General features: G+C 48.4%; 13 protein-coding genes. All 13 read left to right on the forward strand.

The features are described from left to right. The first annotated feature begins 8 nt into the window (after window positions 1–8). The 13 genes from HZF10_RS11815 to sov all read left to right on the forward strand — a co-directional run bounded on the left by HZF10_RS11815 (window position 9) and on the right by sov (window position 19370). Window positions 9–560, forward strand: coding sequence for a c-type cytochrome (locus tag HZF10_RS11815; RefSeq protein WP_176006408.1), 552 nt, complete (start codon window positions 9–11; stop codon window positions 558–560). Between the two features lie 24 nt (window positions 561–584). Then, window positions 585–2156, forward strand: coding sequence for a quinol:cytochrome C oxidoreductase (locus HZF10_RS11820; protein ID WP_176006409.1), 1572 nt, complete (start codon window positions 585–587; stop codon window positions 2154–2156). 18 nt (window positions 2157–2174) lie between these two features. Then, entirely contained in the window at window positions 2175–3368 is a 1194-nt protein-coding gene (locus HZF10_RS11825) for a cytochrome c oxidase subunit II (RefSeq protein ID WP_176006410.1), read from the forward strand. Between the two features lie 29 nt (window positions 3369–3397). After that, entirely contained in the window at window positions 3398–5212 is a 1815-nt protein-coding gene (locus tag HZF10_RS11830) for a cytochrome c oxidase subunit I (RefSeq protein WP_176006411.1), read from the forward strand. Between the two features lie 83 nt (window positions 5213–5295). Next, a complete protein-coding gene (locus tag HZF10_RS11835) occupies window positions 5296–5532 on the forward strand; it encodes a (4Fe-4S)-binding protein (protein WP_176006412.1) in 237 nt (78 codons plus the stop codon). Further along, complete coding sequence (locus tag HZF10_RS11840) at window positions 5525–5821, forward strand: GNAT family N-acetyltransferase (protein WP_176006413.1); 297 nt, start codon at window positions 5525–5527, stop codon at window positions 5819–5821. Before HZF10_RS11835 ends, HZF10_RS11840 begins: the two co-directional genes overlap by 8 nt. Then, the gene (locus tag HZF10_RS11845) at window positions 5821–6108 is read left to right on the forward strand and encodes a GNAT family N-acetyltransferase (RefSeq protein ID WP_176006414.1); all 288 of its coding nucleotides are present in this window, start codon (window positions 5821–5823) and stop codon (window positions 6106–6108) included. Before HZF10_RS11840 ends, HZF10_RS11845 begins: the two co-directional genes overlap by 1 nt. Window positions 6109–6141: 33 nt before the next feature. After that, window positions 6142–7164: a Holliday junction branch migration DNA helicase RuvB gene (gene ruvB / locus HZF10_RS11850; RefSeq protein WP_176006415.1), complete on the forward strand. Its 1023-nt coding sequence runs from the start codon at window positions 6142–6144 to the stop codon at window positions 7162–7164. Window positions 7165–7234: 70 nt separating this feature from the next. Further along, window positions 7235–8158 (forward strand): tRNA epoxyqueuosine(34) reductase QueG, encoded by a 924-nt coding sequence (queG, locus tag HZF10_RS11855; protein WP_176006416.1) that lies wholly within the window; start codon window positions 7235–7237, stop codon window positions 8156–8158. Between the two features lie 336 nt (window positions 8159–8494). Continuing rightward, entirely contained in the window at window positions 8495–9004 is a 510-nt protein-coding gene (locus tag HZF10_RS11860; protein WP_176006417.1) for a hypothetical protein, read from the forward strand. A gap of 90 nt (window positions 9005–9094) precedes the next feature. Then, window positions 9095–11392 (forward strand): NADP-dependent malic enzyme, encoded by a 2298-nt coding sequence (locus HZF10_RS11865; protein WP_176006418.1) that lies wholly within the window; start codon window positions 9095–9097, stop codon window positions 11390–11392. Window positions 11393–11455: 63 nt separating this feature from the next. Next, window positions 11456–12037, forward strand: a complete 582-nt coding sequence (gene ruvA, locus HZF10_RS11870; RefSeq protein ID WP_176006419.1) for a Holliday junction branch migration protein RuvA — start codon at window positions 11456–11458, stop codon at window positions 12035–12037. 64 nt (window positions 12038–12101) lie between these two features. Then, window positions 12102–19370, forward strand: a complete 7269-nt coding sequence (sov, locus tag HZF10_RS11875; RefSeq protein ID WP_176006463.1) for a T9SS outer membrane translocon Sov/SprA — start codon at window positions 12102–12104, stop codon at window positions 19368–19370. Window positions 19371–19383: the final 13 nt, after the last annotated feature.

Here is a 19383-nt window from a genome sequence, read left to right on the forward strand (position 1 = left end):
CTGTAGTTATGAAGACAGTATTCAAAATAACACTATTGGCCGGGATGGCGTTTTCCGTTACCTCTTGCTTCAACAAGAGAGAGCCGAATTACCAGTACATGCCAAATATGTATGAGTCTACGGCTTATGAGACCTATTCGGAATCACCTTCTTTCAAAAGAGGTGGCGTAGAGGCGCAATTGCCTGCTCCGGGAACGATCAAAAGAGGCTACACGCCTTACGAAATCCCGAACACTACAGAAGGTTATAACTTTTCCAAGACCGTAAGTACATCTCCTTTGGATTCTACCGAAGTGGATATGGAGAAAGCAAAAGGTCTTTTCGACATCTACTGTGCGATCTGCCACGGTACGGCCGGAGACGGAAAAGGTAAACTCGTAAAGCAGGAGAAATTCCTAGGGGTTCCAAGTTATAAAGACAGGGTCGTAAGCATCGGAAGCGTGTACCACGTACAGACTTACGGTTTGAACTCAATGGGTTCTTACGCCAACCAGCTTAGCCAAAAAGAGCGTTGGATGGTTGCCGCCTATGTAATGAAACTCAAGAGCGAATTGAAATAATCGAATTAACTGATCGTAATAGATATGTACACCATTTCAAGTAAATTAAAAACATTTTCGATAGTCCTGATGGTCGTTGGCCTTCTCGGGATCGGATACGGGTTTTTAACTGCACCAAAAGACATTAAGGAAGTGGAAGCGATCCTGGCTGCCGAAAGCCATGGTCACGGAGGCGGACACGGTGAAGCTCACGAAGCTGCTCCGGCTCATGCCGAAGAAGCCCACGCAACTGAAGCGCACGAAGCAGAGGCTGCAAAGCCTGAGGCTCACGCTACAGAAGGCGAGGCTGGAGTGGCAGACCAAGCTCACGACGAGCATGCTGCTACCGGCGATGCTGCCGCTTCTCACGATTCTGTTACTACATCAGTTGATACTGCTGCCGCACCAGCTGTTGCCGAAGCTCCGGCTGAAGAACATCGCGAGGTGGCTGCTGCGCATGCAGAACCGGCTCACGCTGATGCACATGCCGAACACGAAGCACACTTGGAGCACGTATTGCACCAATTGCAGAACAAACCTTGGGCTGCGCTTTATGTCGCATGTATCTTCTTCTTGTTGATTTCTATGGGAGTTCTTGCTTTCTATGCGATCCAGCAAGTTGCCCAGGCAGGTTGGTCTCCGGTCTTGTTCCGCGTTATGGAAGGTATCACGGCTTATTTGCCGGTAGGATCTATCCTGTTCCTTATTTTCCTTATCACTTGCGCCGCTCACCTGAACCACTTGTTCGTTTGGATGGCCGATGGCGTTACAGATCCGAAGAGCGAAAATTATGACGCTCTTATTGCCGGTAAATCGGGTTATCTGAATATTCCTTTCTGGTTGATCCGTGCGGTAATCTTCATCGCAGGATGGAACTTGTACCGTCATTTCTCAAGAAAGACAGGGTTGGCTCAAGATGAGGCTCACGATGATGCCAACTACAAAAAAGTATTCAAGATGTCTGCCGGATTCCTGGTGTTCTTCATCGTATCTGAATCGATCATGGCTTGGGACTGGATCATGTCACTTGATCCACACTGGTTCTCTACGTTGTTCGGATGGTACGTTTTCGCATCATTCTTCGTAAGCGGAATCACTGTAATCTGTATGGTGACGCTTTATCTCAAAACAAAAGGTTATTTGGAATATGTGAACACAAGCCACATTCACGATTTGGCCAAGTTCATGTTCGGTATCTCTGTTTTCTGGACGTACCTTTGGTTCTCTCAATTCATGTTGATCTGGTACGCGAACATTCCTGAAGAGGTCACGTATTTCATCACACGTATCAACGATTACACATTGCCTTTCTGGGGCGCGGTAGTGATGAACTTCGTTTTCCCTATCCTAATCCTTATCAACACCGATTTCAAGCGTGTTACCTGGATTTTGGTCGGAGCCGGATCTATCATTCTCGTAGGACATTACATCGACTTCTTCAACATGATCATGCCGGCTACGGTTGGCGATCAGTGGTTCATCGGAATTCCTGAAATCAGCTCTGTGCTGTTCTTCCTCGGATTATTCCTTTTGGTAGTCTTCACCGCGTTGACAAAAGCGCCGTTGATGCCGAAACGCAATCCATATATCGAAGAAAGCAAGCATTTTCATTATTAATATTTAAAGACATCACAGATGACAACGTTGTTGGTAATTGTAATTTTAGTCCTTTTATCCATTGCACTTTGGCAATTGACTAAGATATTCGACTTAACACAAGCAGGGAAGGTTGCTCAAGGTAATTCGCAGGTAGCGAACGATACCGATAACAACATTCAGGGTTATTTGATGTTCGGATTTCTTGCTTTCATCTACATCTTCACGATTTACGGATTGATCAAATGGGGACATTTCGTCTTGGGTACGCCGGCTTCGGCTCATGGTGCTCAGGTTGATAACCTCATGAACATCACTTGGGTGTTGATTTTCACGGTTCAGACGATCACACAAGGATTGTTGCACTGGTTTGCATTCAAATACCGCGGTAAAGAAGGCCAAAAAGCGCTTTATTTCGCCGATAACGATAAATTGGAATTCGTTTGGTCGGTTATTCCTGCAGTCGTTCTTGCCGGTTTGATCCTTTACGGATTGTACGCCTGGACCAACATCATGTTCGTCGACGAAGACGAAGACGTATTGGTTGTTGAAATCTACGGAAAGCAATTTAGCTGGGAAGCTCGTTACGCCGGAGAAGACAATGTTCTAGGAAAAGCGAACGTACGTTATATCGAAGGTGTGAACACGCTTGGTGTGGACCTTGCCGATCCGCATGCACAAGACGATAAAGTCGTAAACGAACTTCACTTGCCGAAAGGGAAGAAGGTGTTGTTCAAAATCCGTTCACAGGATGTTTTGCACTCGGTTTACTTGCCGCACTTCCGCGCCCAGATGAACGCCGTTCCGGGTATGGTGACGCAATTCGCTTTCGAGCCTATCTACACGACAGCCGAAATGCGCGATATGGACCATATGCGTAAGAAAGTACACGACATCAACGAGATCCGCGCCAAGAAAAGCGCCGAGTTGATCGCGAAAGGACAACCGGGTCTTGATCCGTATACATTCGATTACTTGTTGCTTTGTAATAAGATTTGCGGTGCTTCCCACTACAACATGCAAATGAAAGTGGTCGTAGACGAACCGGAAGATTTCAAAACTTGGTTGGAAGCAAAAGAAACGCTTGTAGCGGCAGTAAAAGCCTCACAGGAAAAACCTGCAGACGAAACTGCCGACGCTACGCCAATGGTGAAAGACTCAGCCAAACCAGCTGCTCCGGCCGCAGATTCTTCTGCAGTTAAGAAATCGGCGACGCAAGCGGTCAAGAAATAATAAACTCAAGAAATTAAAAGTAAGCATATATGTCAGCAGTAGCTCACGCACACGACCACAGTCACGATCATGATCACGCTCACGATCACGAGCACCACCATAAGGATACTTTTATCACGAAATACATCTTCAGCATCGATCACAAGATGATTGCCAAGCAATACCTTATCACGGGTATCATCATGGGCGTTATCGGAGTGGGAATGTCATTGCTTTTCAGGATGCAGTTGGCATGGCCGGAAGAATCGTTCAAAGTATTCAGCTTTTTCTTGGGCGACAACCACGCTCCGGACGGTGTCATGAAAAACGACATGTACCTCGCTTTGGTTACCATCCACGGAACCATCATGGTATTCTTCGTATTGACGGCAGGTTTGAGCGGTACGTTCAGTAACTTGCTCATTCCGTTGCAGATCGGTGCACGAGATATGGCATCTGGTTTCCTTAACATGGTTTCGTACTGGTTGTTCTTTACTTCTACGGTTATCATGGTGAGCTCTTTGTTCGTAGAGGCTGGTCCTGCATCTGCCGGATGGACGATTTATCCGCCTTTGAGCGCGCTTCCGCAAGCTATCGGAGGTTCAGGAGCCGGTATGACGCTTTGGTTGACGTCTATGGCCGTGTTCATCGCTTCTTCACTTTTGGGATCTTTGAACTACGTCGTAACCGTTGTCAACTTGCGTACGAAAGGTATGTCGATGACACGCCTTCCGCTTACGATCTGGGCGTTCTTCATTACGGCTATCATCGGTATCATCTCGTTCCCGGTCCTTTTATCTGCAGCGTTGTTGCTTTTGATGGACAGAAGCTTCGGAACGTCTTTCTTCCTATCTGACATTTACATCGCCGGAGAAGTCCTCCACTACCAAGGCGGTTCACCGGTATTGTTCGAGCACTTGTTCTGGTTTCTCGGACACCCGGAAGTATATATCGTTATCCTTCCTGCGATGGGATTGGTTTCCGAGATCATGGCGACCAACGCCCGTAAACCGATCTTCGGTTACCGCGCGATGATCATGTCAATCTTGGCGATCGCATTCCTTTCGACTATCGTTTGGGGTCACCACATGTTTATGTCGGGTATGAACCCGTTCCTCGGATCGGTGTTTACGTTCACGACGTTGTTGATTGCGATTCCGTCGGCGGTAAAAGCCTTCAACTGGATTACGACACTTTGGAAAGGTAACTTGCAGATGAACCCAGCGATGTTGTTCTCTATGGGCTTCGTTTCGACATTCATCACAGGTGGTCTTACAGGTATCATCCTTGGAGACTCGACACTCGATATCAACGTTCACGATACGTATTTCGTTGTGGCTCACTTCCACTTGGTAATGGGTATCTCTGCACTTTACGGAATGTTCGCCGGTATTTACCACTGGTATCCTAGGATGTTCGGACGCATGATCAACAAAAACCTTGGATACGTTCACTTCTGGGTGACTACGGTTTGTGCCTACGGGGTTTTCTTCCCGATGCACTTCATCGGTCTTGCCGGATTGCCGCGTCGTTATTATACGAACACGAACTTCCCATTGTTCGACGATTTGCAGAACGTAAACGTTTTGATCACGTTGTTCGCACTTGTGGGTGGAGCTTTCCAGTTGGTGTTCCTTTACAACTTCTTCAGCAGCATCTTTTTCGGAAAACGCGCGCCTCAGAACCCATGGAAATCGACTACCCTCGAATGGACTGCACCGGTTGAGCACATGCACGGTAACTGGCCGGGAGAAATTCCACATGTACACCGTTGGCCATACGACTACAACAAACCAGGACACGATGAGGATTTCGTACCTCAAAACGTCCCGATGAAAGAAGGTGAGCAGCAATTGCATCACTAATTTCAAAATATAAAAGAGAGCCTCCCGACACCGGGAGGTTTTTTGTTTTTATGCGTATCTTTAGCCAAAAGGAAGCATTGGCCATGGGCATTACCAAAGAATATTCGAATAACGAGATTACCATTGTCTGGAAGCCCGAAATGTGTATCCATTCCACCAAATGCTGGAAAGGGTTGCCGTCGGTTTTCAGGCCTAAGGAAAAACCTTGGATGCATCCGAACGAAGCTCCGAGCCAGCAGATAATGGATCAGATATCCCAATGTCCGTCGGGTGCGCTTTCCTATTACCTCAATAATCAAAAACCAGACAACCATGAATGACGATTTTAGATTCAATCCCGAGAAAAAACGTTTTGAACTTGATGTGGACGGGCATACCGCCATCATCGAATCCATCCTCGCGAAAGGCGACATCATGTTTTTGACGCATACCGAAGTTCCGGTCGCGCTCGAAGGCAAAGGCGTCGGTAAACGCATTGTAGAAAGTGCATTGAATTACATCAAAGACCATAATTATAAACTCGCGCCTTTGTGCCCGTTCGTTGCCGCTTATTTGAAGCGCCATCCGGAATGGGAACCTATTTTGGCCGACGGGTATCACATAGGATAATGGAACTCATCAAAAACGAGTCGGAAAAACAGTACGAGTTCCACCTCGATAACGGAACGATCGCATTTGTCGAATACCTCACGGAAACGGATAAAGTGTATTTGACTCACACCGAAGTTCCGAAGTCGATGAATGGACACGGGATCGGGAGCGAGCTCATCAGGCAAACATTACAGGAAATCAAGAAGGATGGTAAAAAACTCGTTCCTCTTTGCGGGTTTGTTTCTTGGTATGTGAACAATCACGACGAATGGCATTCGCTGCTTTCGGACGGCTATCAAATGTAATTTCACCGACCTCATTTTCGCTATCTTTGCGCCATGAACGAACACCTTGATCCGACCAATTCCGGTTACAATAACGAAGAACTCGATCTCGAAAAGAAGTTAAGGCCTTTGAGCTTCGACGATTTTGCGGGTCAGGATCACGTGCTCGAGAATCTCAAGGTTTTCGTGGCTGCGGCCAATCAAAGAAATGAAGCCTTGGATCATTCGCTTTTTCACGGGCCTCCGGGTTTGGGGAAAACCACGCTTGCGAATATTTTGGCCAATGAACTTGGTGTCGGGATCAAGATTACTTCCGGACCTGTTTTAGACAAACCTGGCGATCTTGCCGGATTGCTGACGAACCTCGAAGAACGCGACGTGCTTTTTATTGATGAAATCCACCGTTTGAGTCCGGTTGTCGAAGAATATCTGTATTCGGCCATGGAAGATTTCAAGATCGACATCATGATCGAATCGGGTCCGAATGCGAGAACCGTACAAATCAACCTCAATCCGTTTACGCTTGTTGGCGCGACGACGCGTTCCGGATTGCTCACCGCTCCGATGCGCGCGCGTTTCGGCATTTCGTCACGACTTGAATATTACAACACCGAATTGCTTACGACGATCGTCCAACGCAGTTCCGCTATCCTCAAAATGCCGATTTCAATGGAAGCCGCAATTGAAATAGCAGGCCGCAGCCGCGGTACGCCGCGTATCGCTAACGCATTGCTGAGACGAGTGCGCGATTTCGCACAAATCAAAGGCAACGGAAAAATCGACATCGCAATTGCACAATACGCATTGAAGGCGCTCAATGTAGACGCTCACGGTCTTGACGAGATGGACAATAAAATCCTCACGACGATAATCGATAAGTTCAAAGGCGGACCGGTGGGTCTTTCGACATTGGCCACGGCAGTTTCCGAAAGTGCCGAAACGGTAGAGGAAGTGTACGAACCTTTCCTGATCAAAGAAGGTTTTCTCGTGCGTACGCCTCGTGGACGTGAAGCGACCGAAAAAGCATACAAGCACTTGGGCAAAATCCGTACGAACATTCAGGGCGGATTGTTTTAGGAGGTTCCTCGACTGCGCTCGGAATCCAAACCTCAAAGGTTTTCAAAACCTTTGAGGTTTATAAATTCAAATGATCCAAAAATCCAAATATACGGCCTTCATCAAATCCGAAGCAAAACGCCTCGGTTTCCTGTCGTGCGGCATTTCTAAAGCCGGATTCTTGGAACAGGAAGCACCGCGTCTCGAAGCCTGGCTCAACCAAAACATGCAAGGCGAAATGTCGTATATGCAGAACCATTTCGACAAACGGCTTGACCCGACCAAACTTGTCGAAGGTTCGAAAAGCGTGATTTCGTTGTTGCTCAATTATTTTCCTTCTGAAGTTCAAAATCCCGAATCGTTCAAAATCTCGAAGTATGCATATGGACAGGATTATCATTTCGTGATCAAGGAAAAGCTGCGCGAACTTCTGGTTTGTATGCAATCGGAAATTGGCGAAGTGGAAGGGCGTGCGTTCATAGATTCGGCTCCCGTATTGGATAAAGCCTGGGCAGCCAAAAGCGGTTTAGGCTGGATCGGCAAGAATTCAAATCTGCTCAGCAAACAGGTCGGTTCTTTCTTTTTCATTGCCGAACTCATTGTCGATCTCGAACTCGATTACGACCATGCGACGACCGACCATTGCGGTTCGTGCACCGCCTGTCTCGATGCCTGTCCCACGCAAGCCATCGTTGCGCCTTACGTGGTCGATGGCAGCAAATGTATTTCGTATTTCACGATTGAGCTCAAAGACAATCTGCCGCAGGAAATGAAAGGCAAATTCGACGATTGGATGTTCGGATGCGACGTTTGCCAGGATGTCTGTCCTTGGAACCGTTTTTCGAAGCCGCACAATGAGCCGCTTTTCAATCCGAATCCCGAATTACTATCGATGTCCAAAAAGGACTGGCATGAAATCACCGAGGAAACCTTCCGCAAAGTTTTCAAGGATTCTGCTGTCAAGCGAACCAAGTTTTCGGGCTTGAAGCGCAACCTTGATTTTTTAGAATCTTGAGTAAATGCAACGTTTGACCATAGGATTCGGCAGAGTGTTTAGGAAGGTTTTTTTTAATTCGAGAAAACCACTTGCGTGAAAAACACTACTTTTTCTTTTTTCCATTTGCCGCCTTTTCACAAATGCCACAGTAGATGGCAAAAACGCATTTCGTGAGCCTTTGGGTGTAGACGATGACTTCAAGTTTGGAAAATGCAACGGTCGTGCGTGAAATCGTAAGATGTAAAACCGTAACTTTTAGCATATCGTTAAATTTCCCGATCGCAATTTATACTGTTCTAAAAAACCTTACTTTTAAGCAAATCTTAAGCAAATCTTAAGAATTGAAAATAAGTGATGGTCGTCAAGAAAATTTACGCGGTTGTATGTGTTTTGGCTGTTTGTGCGCTCTTCGGTTTTACACTTCCACAGAAAAACACAGGTCATTATGAGCAATGGCTCGATAAAAACCACATCGGACACAAAATCAAAATGTCCAAAAAAGGAAGCAAGGATGTTTATTGGGTAGATTATCTGGGCGATGTCCAAAGCATCAAGAAAGAAGTTTTCAAGTTCGTCACGATCACATACGATACCGCAGAAAAGCACGGCGTGCAGTCGAAGCTTTTGGCTTTTAATTCGAAAAACGAATTGCTTGGCGGCTATTTCATCGGTTCGGCAAACGACCTTCCGACCAAAATCTGCCACAACCGACTCGTCTTCGATTACAAGCAAAGCAAAAATGCGTGCCAACAGATTACCAAAGTCGATTTTTTCAAGGGCATTCCGCCGCGGCTTTTTGTGGCCTGCCAAGACAAAGAAGCGACGATTTACGAGTTTTATCCCGATATGAAGGCCGAAAAATAACAACGCAGGCGATTTGGGGTTCAACCTCTGGCATTTTTTACTTCTTCTACTTTTACATTATCGCTACCTTTGCCATCCTAAAGGTTTCTTATGAACAAGTACAGCAAACGAAGGGAAGCGCTTCTCTACCACGCAAAACCGCAACCCGGAAAGATAAAAGTAGTTCCAACCAAAAAATACGCTACGCAGCGCGATTTGTCGCTTGCGTATTCGCCCGGAGTGGCCGAGCCTTGTCTTGAAATCGCCAAAGATGTCAGGAATGTCTACAAATACACGGCAAAAGGCAATCTTGTTGCCGTAATAACAAACGGAACGGCGGTTTTGGGCTTGGGCGACATCGGTCCAGAGGCTTCAAAACCCGTCATGGAAGGGAAAGGTTTGCTGTTCAAGATTTTCGCCGACATCGACGTTTTCGACATCGAAATCAACGAAAAGAACGTAGACGAATTCGTAGAAACCGTGAAACGCATCGCCCCGACTTTTGGCGGCATCAACCTCGAGGACATCAAAGCGCCCGAGTCGTTCGAAATCGAAAGAAGGCTCAAGGCAGAACTCGACATTCCGGTGATGCACGACGACCAGCACGGAACGGCGATCATCTCGTCGGCTGCGTTGATCAATGCGTTGGAGCTCGCCAAAAAGAAAGCCGATAAGATAAAAATCGTGGTTTCGGGTGCGGGATCGGCGGCTTTGGCCTGCGCGAACCTGTATTTGCTGCTTGGCGTGAAAGTCGAGAACATCATCATGTTCGATGTGAACGGTGTTTTGACCACCGATCGAACCGATTTGTCCGATCTTCAGAAAATCTACGCGAAAAACATAAAGAACATCAGTTTGGGCGAGGCTTTGAAAGGTGCCGACGTTTTCCTCGGACTTTCCGCCGGAAATATCCTTTCGCCCGAAATGTTAATGGGAATGGCTAAAAATCCGATCGTTTTCGCGATGGCCAATCCGATTCCCGAAATCGACTACGATCTGGCGATCAAAACGAGAAAAGACATCATCATGGCGACGGGCCGTTCCGATCATCCTAACCAGGTGAACAACGTGCTCGGCTTCCCATATATTTTCCGTGGGGCGCTCGACGTCAGGGCGACCAAAATCAACGAGGAAATGAAAATGGCCGCCGTGAAAGCGTTGGCGGCACTTGCCAAAGAATCGGTTCCCGAGCAGGTGAACATCGCTTACGGCGAGACCAAATTGCTTTTCGGACGCGATTACATTATCCCAAAACCGTTCGATCCGCGCTTGATTACACACGTTGCGCCGGCTGTTGCAAAAGCTGCGATGGATTCGGGTGTCGCGCTGCATCCGATTTACGATTGGGACAAATACGAAGAGGAATTGCTCGACAGACTAGGTTCGGACAACAAAATGGTGCGTTTGCTTACCAATCGTGCCAAAACCGATCCGAAACGCGTGGTTTTCGCCGAAGCGGACCAACTCGATGTGCTCAAGGCTGCACAAATCGTGCATGAAGAAGGCATCGGTCATCCGATTTTGCTCGGAAACATGGAAACCATTCTAGAACTCAAAGAAGAAATAGGCTTTGACGCCGACGTGCCGATTTTCGATCCGAAGACAAAAGAAGAGGACAAACGCCGCCTGCGTTATGCCGAAATTTTCTGGAAGGCACGCCAACGCAAAGGGATTAATCTTCTAGACGCCCAAAAATGGATGCGCGAACGCAATTATTTCGCGGCCATGATGGTCAACGAAGGAGAGGCCGATGCGCTTGTCACGGGCTTTTCGCGCAGTTATCCGGCGACGGTCAAGCCGATTTTGCAATTGATTGACCGCGCTCCGGGCATTTCGCTTGTGGCCACGACGAACATGATGATGACCAATCGCGGACCGATGTTCTTATCGGATACGGCGATCAATCCTGAACCGACGGCCGATGATTTGGCGAAAATCGCGTTGATGACGGCCAAAACGGTACGTCTTTTCGGGATGGAACCGGTCATTGCGATGATTTCGTTCTCGAACTTTGGGTCTTCATCGGATCCTGCCGCGAAAAAGGTGCGCGAGGCCGTGGATTATCTGCACAAATATTATCCGGAACTCATCGTCGACGGCGAACTCCAAGCCGATTTCGCGTTGAACCAGGAAATGCTCAAAAAGAAATTCCCGTTCTCGAAACTGGCCGACAAAAAGGTCAATACGCTGATTTTCCCAGACCTGGCTTCGGCCAACATCACCTATAAGTTGCTCAAGGAACTCGACAAGGCCGATTCCGTAGGGCCGATCATGCTCGGACTCGACAAACCGGTACATATTTTCCAGCTCGGCGCAAGCGTTGAGGAAATGGTCAACATGGCCGCCGTTGCCGTGGTCGACGCTCAGGAAAAACAGAAAAGGCTCAAGAACCTGATAGTGAAAAAATAGCCAAAACGCGCGGTTAAAGGCGTTTAAAGTTTTTTCATATATTTGGCAATTACTTAACAATTGATGATTGCGCATATTCAGGGCAGATTGGTCGAAAAAACACCTACCGAAGTAGTCATCGACTGCAATGGTGTCGGGTACCAAATCCATATTTCACTTCACACGTATTCGCTGCTTCCGGCATCCGAAAATGTAAGACTTTACACGTATCTTCAAATCAAGGAAGATGCCCATACATTGTTTGGTTTCGTAGAGAAATCGGAACGTGAGATTTTCAAGCTTTTGTTGTCTGTTTCGGGCATTGGCGCGGGAATAGCGCGCATGATGTTGTCGTCTTTGGATCCTAAACAAATCATCCAGGCGTTGGCTTCGGGCGATGTGGGAACCATACAATCCATCAAAGGAATCGGAGGCAAAACCGCACAGCGCGCGATACTTGACCTCAAGGACAAAGTGTTAAAAGTGTACGATTTGGATGAAGTTTCAGTTTCGGCAAACAATACAAATCGGGAAGAGGCGTTATCTGCTTTGGAGGTGCTGGGCTTTAACAAAAAATTATCTGAAAAAGCCGTCGATAAAGTCGTTAAGGAAAATCCGGGAGCCACGGTAGAGGCCATCATCAAATCAGCGCTTAAAAACTTATAGGAGTTTGAAAACAGATTACAACCGAACCAAGATACATTTCCCAAAAATCCTGTTTTTCTGCTTTATGCTGGCGGGTTTTTCCGTTCAGGCACAGGTAGACGAAGAAGACGATACGCCACAGGATACCATCGGGTACAACCAAGGGAACATGCAACTCCCGAACCCGCCGAGCATCGTGGATGCCTATACTTACGATCCGGTGACCAATCGCTACGTGTACACGAGCAAGGTCGATGATTTCAATATCAATTATCCGATCATTTTAACGCCGGAAGAATACCAGGAATTGGTACAACGCGAGCGCATGCGTGCCTATTTCAAGGAAAAGTCGGATGCGATCGACGGCAAGAACGAAGAGGCCAAGAAAGACCTTTTGCCGCGTTATTACGTGAATTCGGGCTTTTTCGAGACGATTTTCGGAAGCAATACCATAGACGTGAAACCCACAGGATCCGTAGAAATGGATCTCGGCGTGCGCTACACCAAAACCGACAACCCGTCTTTATCGCCAAGGAACCGCAGCAGCACGACATTCGATTTCGACCAACGCATCAGCATGAGCTTGATGGGGAAAGTCGGGACGCGCCTGAACGTGACCGCGAATTACGATACAGAATCGACGTTCGCGTTCCAAAACCTGATCAAGCTTGAGTATACGCCGACCGAGGACGACATCATCCAAAAGATCGAGGTCGGTAACGTGAGCATGCCGCTCAACAGCACGTTGATCCGTGGCGCGCAAAGCCTTTTCGGTGTGAAAACACAGTTGCAATTTGGCAAGACGACGTTTACGGGTGTTTTCTCGGAACAGAAATCACAGACCAAAACCGTATCGGCACAAGGCGGCGGAACGATTCAGGATTTCGAATTGTTCGCGCTCGATTACGACAACGACCGTCACTATTTCCTTTCGCAATATTTCCGCGACCGATATGACGATGCGATGAAAGCCTATCCGCTTATCGATTCGCGCGTCCAGATCACGCGTATCGAGGTTTGGGTCACGAACAGGCAGAACCGCGTCAACACAACCAACAACAACATGCGGAACATCATCGCGTTGCAGGATTTGGGTGAATCGAGATTATCCGGGGAAGCCGATGCCGATGTGGTGGCGATCCAAAACCCACCTGTCGGGTTCTTCAACCAATTCACGCCTCCTAATGGTGGCGCGATTACCGATACCGATCTTCCGCCCGATAACCGAAACAACGATTACGATCCTGAACTCATAGGCGCAGGCGGTTTGCTAAACGCCAACATCCGTGAAATCGTAACGGCTTCTACAGGGTTCAATAACGCGACTCCTGTTAGCGAAGGGCGCGATTATTCGAAGTTGGAGAACGCGCGAAAATTGACTTCGACGGAATTTACGTACCATCCGCAACTCGGTTACATCTCGCTTCAGCAGAAATTGACGAACGACGAGGTGTTGGGTGTGGCTTTCCAGTATACGATCGGGGGCGAAGTGTTCCAGGTCGGGGAATTCGGAACTGATGGAGTAGAGGCCACGAGTGCGACTACCGATCCGAACACGGGAGAGACGTCATCGGTTTCCACACAAAGCCTTATCGTGAAGATGCTTCGCAGTAGCTTGACGAATGTAAACCTTCCGGTTTGGGATTTGATGATGAAGAACATCTACCAGATTCCGGGTGCTTTCCAGCTCGAGCAGGAAGATTTCAGGTTCAACATCTTGTATACCGACCCGTCTCCGCTGAATTACATCACTCCGGTTCCGGGAACGCCATTCCCAGCCGATCCGCCTGTAGCCGAAACCCCGCTTTTGAAGGTTTTCAACCTCGACCGATTGAACTACAACAACGATCCGCAGGTCGGGGGAGACGGTTTCTTCGATTATTATCCGGGGCTTACCGTAGATCAGCAATACGGACGTATCATCTTCAGTACTGTCGAGCCTTTCGGGGAATTGCTTTTCGAGAAATTAAGGACGGCTCCGACCCAAAATTACGACGGTAGCCAGGCTTCACTTACAGATTACAACGACAACCAGCGAAAATACGTTTTCAAACGGATGTACAAGGACACGCAGGCTCAGGCTTTGCAGGAATCCGAAAAGAACAAATTCCAGCTCAAAGGACGTTTCAAGTCTACGGGTGGCGACGGAATACCTATCGGTGCGTATAACGTACCACAAGGTTCGGTCGTGGTAACCGCCGGCGGGCGCGTGCTTGTGGAAGGCGTCGATTATTCGGTGAATTACCAATTGGGACGCGTGCAGATACTCGATCCTTCGCTCCAGAATACGCCGATTGAGGTTTCGGTAGAAAACAATTCGGTATTCGGACAACAGACGCGTCGTTTTTGGGGTGTCAACGTCGAGCACAAATTCTCTGATAAAGTCGTGCTCAACGCGACCATGCTCCGCTTGACTGAAAGACCGTTCACCCAAAAGTCGAATTACGGGCAGGAATCGGTAAACAATACGATTTTCGGAGTCGGCGGACAGTATTCGTCCGAACTTCCGTTCCTGACGCGCTGGGTGAACAAATTGCCGAATATCGATACGGACGTACCGTCTAACATCTCGGTTCGCGGTGAAGTAGCGTTCCTGAAACCCGATACGCCTAAAGCCGACCGCTTCGAAGGAGAATCGACCATTTACGTCGACGATTTCGAGGGCTCGCAAACGACAATCGACTTAAGAGGTGCGCTTTCGTGGTTCCTTTCGTCAACTCCGGAAAGAAATGCCGATAGCCAATACGATTTCAACGGTTCTTCACTCAATTTGGATTACGGCTACAGAAGGGCGAAAATGTCGTGGTATTCGATAGATCCCATATTTTATGCACAACGTCCGGGAGGCGTATCGGTACAAGACATCAGCTACAATTCGACGCGTCGTATCTACAGCGAGGAATTGTATCCGAACGTAGACATCGCCGTCGGACAAAGTACAGTCGTCAATACGCTCGACTTGACCTATTATCCGCAAGAACGCGGTCCTTACAACTTCAATCCGGCTGCGGCCGCAGATGGCACGTTGCCCGATCCTCGCGAGAATTTCGGAGGTATCATGCGTGCCTTGAACTCTACGAATTTCGAACAAGGTAACGTCGAATACATCCAGTTCTGGATGCTCGATCCTTACTATGATCCAGGTAACCCGACTGCGGCGACTCCAAGTGACAATAACGGATCGCTTTACATCAACCTGGGTTCGATTTCGGAAGATATCCTCAAGGACGGGCGCAAACAATTCGAGAACGGTCTCGGACCAGGACAGGTTTTGGTACCTACGATTTGGGGTAATGTTCCGGGTTCGCAATCGTTGATCTATGCGTATGACGCCGACGGAAGCAATCGTGCGGCACAAGATATCGGTCTCGACGGTTTGAGCGATGCCGAAGAAGCGACGAAGTTCCCGGCTTTTGCAGGTCTTGCCGATCCGTCGGGCGATAATTACCGCTATTACCTCAATGCGCAAGGAAACGTGCTCGAACGTTATCGCGACTACAACGGTACGCAAGGCAACTCGCCTGTAGATGTTTCGGACACAAACCGCGGATCGACGACTTTGCCCGATATCGACGACATCAACCGCGACAACACGATGAATACGATCAATGCGTATTACGAGTACCGCATCCCGTTGACGAACAACATGCAAATTGGCGCCGCCAACCCATATTTGGTCGATATCCGTACCACTCCGGCTTCTCAATTGCCGTCGGGCGCGAACAGTACCGAGGCACGTTGGTTGTTGTTCAAGATTCCGGTCGACCAGTTCGAGAACAATATCGGTGACCTTGCCGATTTCAAGACGATCCAGTTCATGCGTTTGTTCCTTACCGATTTCAAGGATCCGGTGACGCTTCGTTTCGGAGCCCTCGATTTGGTAAGAGGCGAATGGAGAAGATACACGAGTTCGCTCGAAGCCTCCGATCCTACCGTGACCGACGACGATACGAATTTCGACGTGCAGGCGCTCAACATCCAGGAAAATACCACGCGTTGTCCGGTGAACTACGTTTCACCTCCGGGAGTAAGTCGCGAGCAAATGTTCCAGAATCAAACCGTCATCAACCAAAACGAACAGTCTTTGGCTTTGAATATAGACGGAGCAGGCGGACTAGAGCCAGGAATCAATGAGTCTACCGGAGACGCACGTGCGGTTTTCAAGAATGTGAGCGTCGACATGCGACAATTCAAGAAACTCAAAATGTTCCTTCACGCCGAGTCTTTGGCTTCCGACAGCGAAGCGGAAAAACTCAAGGACAACGAGATGATCGCATTCATCCGATTCGGTAACGACTTTACGCAGAATTATTACGAGGTGCAGATCCCGCTAAAAGTCACGCCTTATACGTATACACCGGGAGCGGGAACGTGTACGCCGATAGCCGAAGACATCGTGTGGCCAGAAGCCAACGAAATGGACCTTTCGCTCGATTTGCTTACCAAACTCAAGATCATGGCGCTTAATAATACGGCGCCTGCACCAGATGAAAACGGGGTGCGCTTTATAAACGAAGGTGAACTCAACGCAGCCTTGGCCGGACGTGAAAACGAATTACGCATCGGTATCAAGGGTAATCCGAACTTTGGTTTGGTGCGTACGCTTATGATCGGTATCAAGAACAACACAAGGGCGCCGCTGATTCCGACAACGGGAGCGACTGCGTCTAACAGGGTAATCAGAGGAGAGGTTTGGTTCAACGAATTGCGTTTGGCCGATATGGACAACCAAGGCGGTTGGGCTGGAGTGCTTAACGTAGACTCGAACATAGCCGATTTCGCGACGATTTCTGCAGTCGGACGCATGAGCACGATCGGTTTCGGATCGCTCGAGCAAGGCCCGAACGAACGCAGCCGTGAAGACCAGACGCAATATAATGTCGTGACGAACGTGAACGTAGGGAAATTGCTTCCGAAGAAATGGGGCGTGAACCTTCCGTTCAACTATGCTGTGGGAGAGGAAATCATCACGCCTCAATACGATCCGTTCTATCAGGATATCAAACTCGACCAATTGCTCGACAATACGCCCGACGCGAACGAACGCGAGAACATCGAGAACCGTGCGATCGATTATACCAAACGCACGAGCATCAACTTTATCGGCGTGCGTAAAGAAAGAGCGCCAGAGAAAAAAGCGCGCATTTGGGATCCTGAAAACCTTACGTTGTCGTATTCGTACAACGAGGTCAATCGCCACAATTACGAAATCGAAAGCTATATCGACCAACAGGTCAGCACCACGGCCGATTATGCGTACAGTTTCCAAAGCAAGCCGATAGAACCGTTCAAAAAAGTCAAGTATTTCAAGAAATCGGATTATTGGAAGTTACTCAGCGACTTCAATTTCAATTACGTACCATCGAACATCACGTTCAATACGAACATCATCCGCCAGTACAACAAGCAGCAATTCCGTCAGGTAGATGTGGAAGGCATCCCGATCGATGCGCTTTACCAACGCAATTACCTGTTCAATTACCAATACGGGTTCAACTTCCCGCTTACGAAGGCGCTCAAGATCAATTACAATGTGACTTCGAGCCATATCGTGCGCAACTATATGAACGATGAAGGCGTGCCCGACAACACGATTACCGTTTGGGACGATTTCTTCGACGTGGGTATTCCGAACCAACATTCGCAACAATTGGTCGTGAATTACGATTTGCCGATCAACAAGATCCCGGCGTTGAGTTTCATCAAGTCGACGTATTCGTATACGGGCGATTACAGCTGGCAGCGTGCTTCTTTGGCGTTGTCCGAAGTGGATGGCTACAGCCTAGGAAACACGATCCAGAACGCGGCTTCGCACAAATTGAACACGTCTTTGAACATGGATTTGTTCTACAAGTACATCGGATTGGGTAAAAAGACCCCGAAAGCGCCTGCAAAACCTGCCGGTCCGCCTAAACCTGGAGAGAAAATCACGAATACTGCACAACCTGCGCAAGCCGGACGAGGCGTGTTCCTCGACGGATTGATCGGAGTACTCACGAGTGTCAAGAACATCCAGGTCAACTATACCGACAACCGCGGAACTGTATTGCCGGGTTACTTGCCAGGACTCGGATTCTTCGGAACTTCGAAACCGACGCTTGGTTTTGTATTCGGTTCCCAGGACGATGTGCGTTATGAAGCGGCTAAACAAGGTTGGTTGACGCAATATCCGGAGTTCAACCAGAACTACACCGAAGTCGTGAACAAGACGCTCGACTTTACGGCTAACGTCGATTTGTTCCCCGATTTGAAGATCGACCTGACCGCGAACCGCACGTATGCCGAGAATTATTCGGAACAATACGACGTAAGCGACGAAGGCGGGACATTGCAATACAACTCGCGTTCTCCTTACAACTACGGAAATTTCTCGATTTCTACGGTGATGCTTAAGACGTCGTTCAAGAAAAGCGACGAGAATTTCTCTTCGGCTTTCCAGGATTTCCGCGAAAACCGAATCATTATCGCGAACCGTTTGGCAACGTCGTTTTACGGCACGACATCGTTCCCGACCAACCCGACCGATGGTTTCCCTGTAGGATTCGGAAAGAACAGCCAAGCGGTATTGCTGCCGGCTTTCCTTGCTGCCTATACAGGTTTCGGAATCGGTAACAGCGGATATGGTGAAGCGGCGAAAGACATTTCGTTGAGTTCGTTCCGAGACATCCCGATCCCGAACTGGACAATCAAATATAACGGTTTGATGCGCTATAAATTCTTCAGGGACAAGTTCAAGCGTTTCTCGTTGCAGTCGAATTACCGCGCTTCGTATACGATCAACTCGTTCCGTTCGAATTTCGAGTACGATCCGGTGAACAACCCGACCGATCTTTCGGGCAACTTCCAGAACAAGACGATCATCTCGAACGTGAACCTGGTCGAGCAGTTCAATCCGCTTATGCGCGTCGATTTCGAGATGAAGAACGCGTTCAAGTTCCTCGCTGAGATGAAGAAAGACCGCGCGCTGTCCATGAGCTTCGACAACAACTTGCTTACCGAAGTCATCGGTCAGGAATATGTGGTCGGAATCGGATACCGTTTCAAGGACGTGATCTTCTCGACGCGTCTGGCCGACAATCCGCAAGGCATCATCAAGAGCGACATCAACCTCAAGATCGATGCGTCGTACCGAAACAACAAGACGATCGTGCGCAACCTCGATTACGACAACAACCAACTTGGAGGCGGACAAAACATCTGGTCGGCGAAATTGACGGCCGATTACGCGTTCAGCAAAAACCTCACATTGATTTTCTATTACGACCACCAATTCTCGAAAGCGGTGATTTCGACTTCGTATCCGATGACGAACATCCGCGGCGGATTCACGTTGCGATATAATTTCGGTAATTAAGGGCGCGAAAGAT

The organism is Flavobacterium agri (assembly GCF_013401995.1).
Lineage (GTDB): Bacteria > Bacteroidota > Bacteroidia > Flavobacteriales > Flavobacteriaceae > Flavobacterium > Flavobacterium agri.

Bases quoted from the DNA above. Each gene is read 5' to 3' on its own strand.
- HZF10_RS11815 (WP_176006408.1), top strand. From the start codon at position 9: ATGAAGACAGTATTCAAAATAACACTATTGGCCGGGATGGCGTTTTCC.
- HZF10_RS11820 (WP_176006409.1), top strand. From the start codon at position 585: ATGTACACCATTTCAAGTAAATTAAAAACATTTTCGATAGTCCTGATG.
- HZF10_RS11825 (WP_176006410.1), top strand. From the start codon at position 2,175: ATGACAACGTTGTTGGTAATTGTAATTTTAGTCCTTTTATCCATTGCA.
- HZF10_RS11830 (WP_176006411.1), top strand. From the start codon at position 3,398: ATGTCAGCAGTAGCTCACGCACACGACCACAGTCACGATCATGATCAC.
- HZF10_RS11835 (WP_176006412.1), top strand. From the start codon at position 5,296: ATGGGCATTACCAAAGAATATTCGAATAACGAGATTACCATTGTCTGG.
- HZF10_RS11840 (WP_176006413.1), top strand. From the start codon at position 5,525: ATGAATGACGATTTTAGATTCAATCCCGAGAAAAAACGTTTTGAACTT.
- HZF10_RS11845 (WP_176006414.1), top strand. From the start codon at position 5,821: ATGGAACTCATCAAAAACGAGTCGGAAAAACAGTACGAGTTCCACCTC.
- ruvB (WP_176006415.1), top strand. From the start codon at position 6,142: ATGAACGAACACCTTGATCCGACCAATTCCGGTTACAATAACGAAGAA.
- queG (WP_176006416.1), top strand. From the start codon at position 7,235: ATGATCCAAAAATCCAAATATACGGCCTTCATCAAATCCGAAGCAAAA.
- HZF10_RS11860 (WP_176006417.1), top strand. From the start codon at position 8,495: ATGGTCGTCAAGAAAATTTACGCGGTTGTATGTGTTTTGGCTGTTTGT.
- HZF10_RS11865 (WP_176006418.1), top strand. From the start codon at position 9,095: ATGAACAAGTACAGCAAACGAAGGGAAGCGCTTCTCTACCACGCAAAA.
- ruvA (WP_176006419.1), top strand. From the start codon at position 11,456: ATGATTGCGCATATTCAGGGCAGATTGGTCGAAAAAACACCTACCGAA.
- sov (WP_176006463.1), top strand. From the start codon at position 12,102: ATGCTGGCGGGTTTTTCCGTTCAGGCACAGGTAGACGAAGAAGACGAT.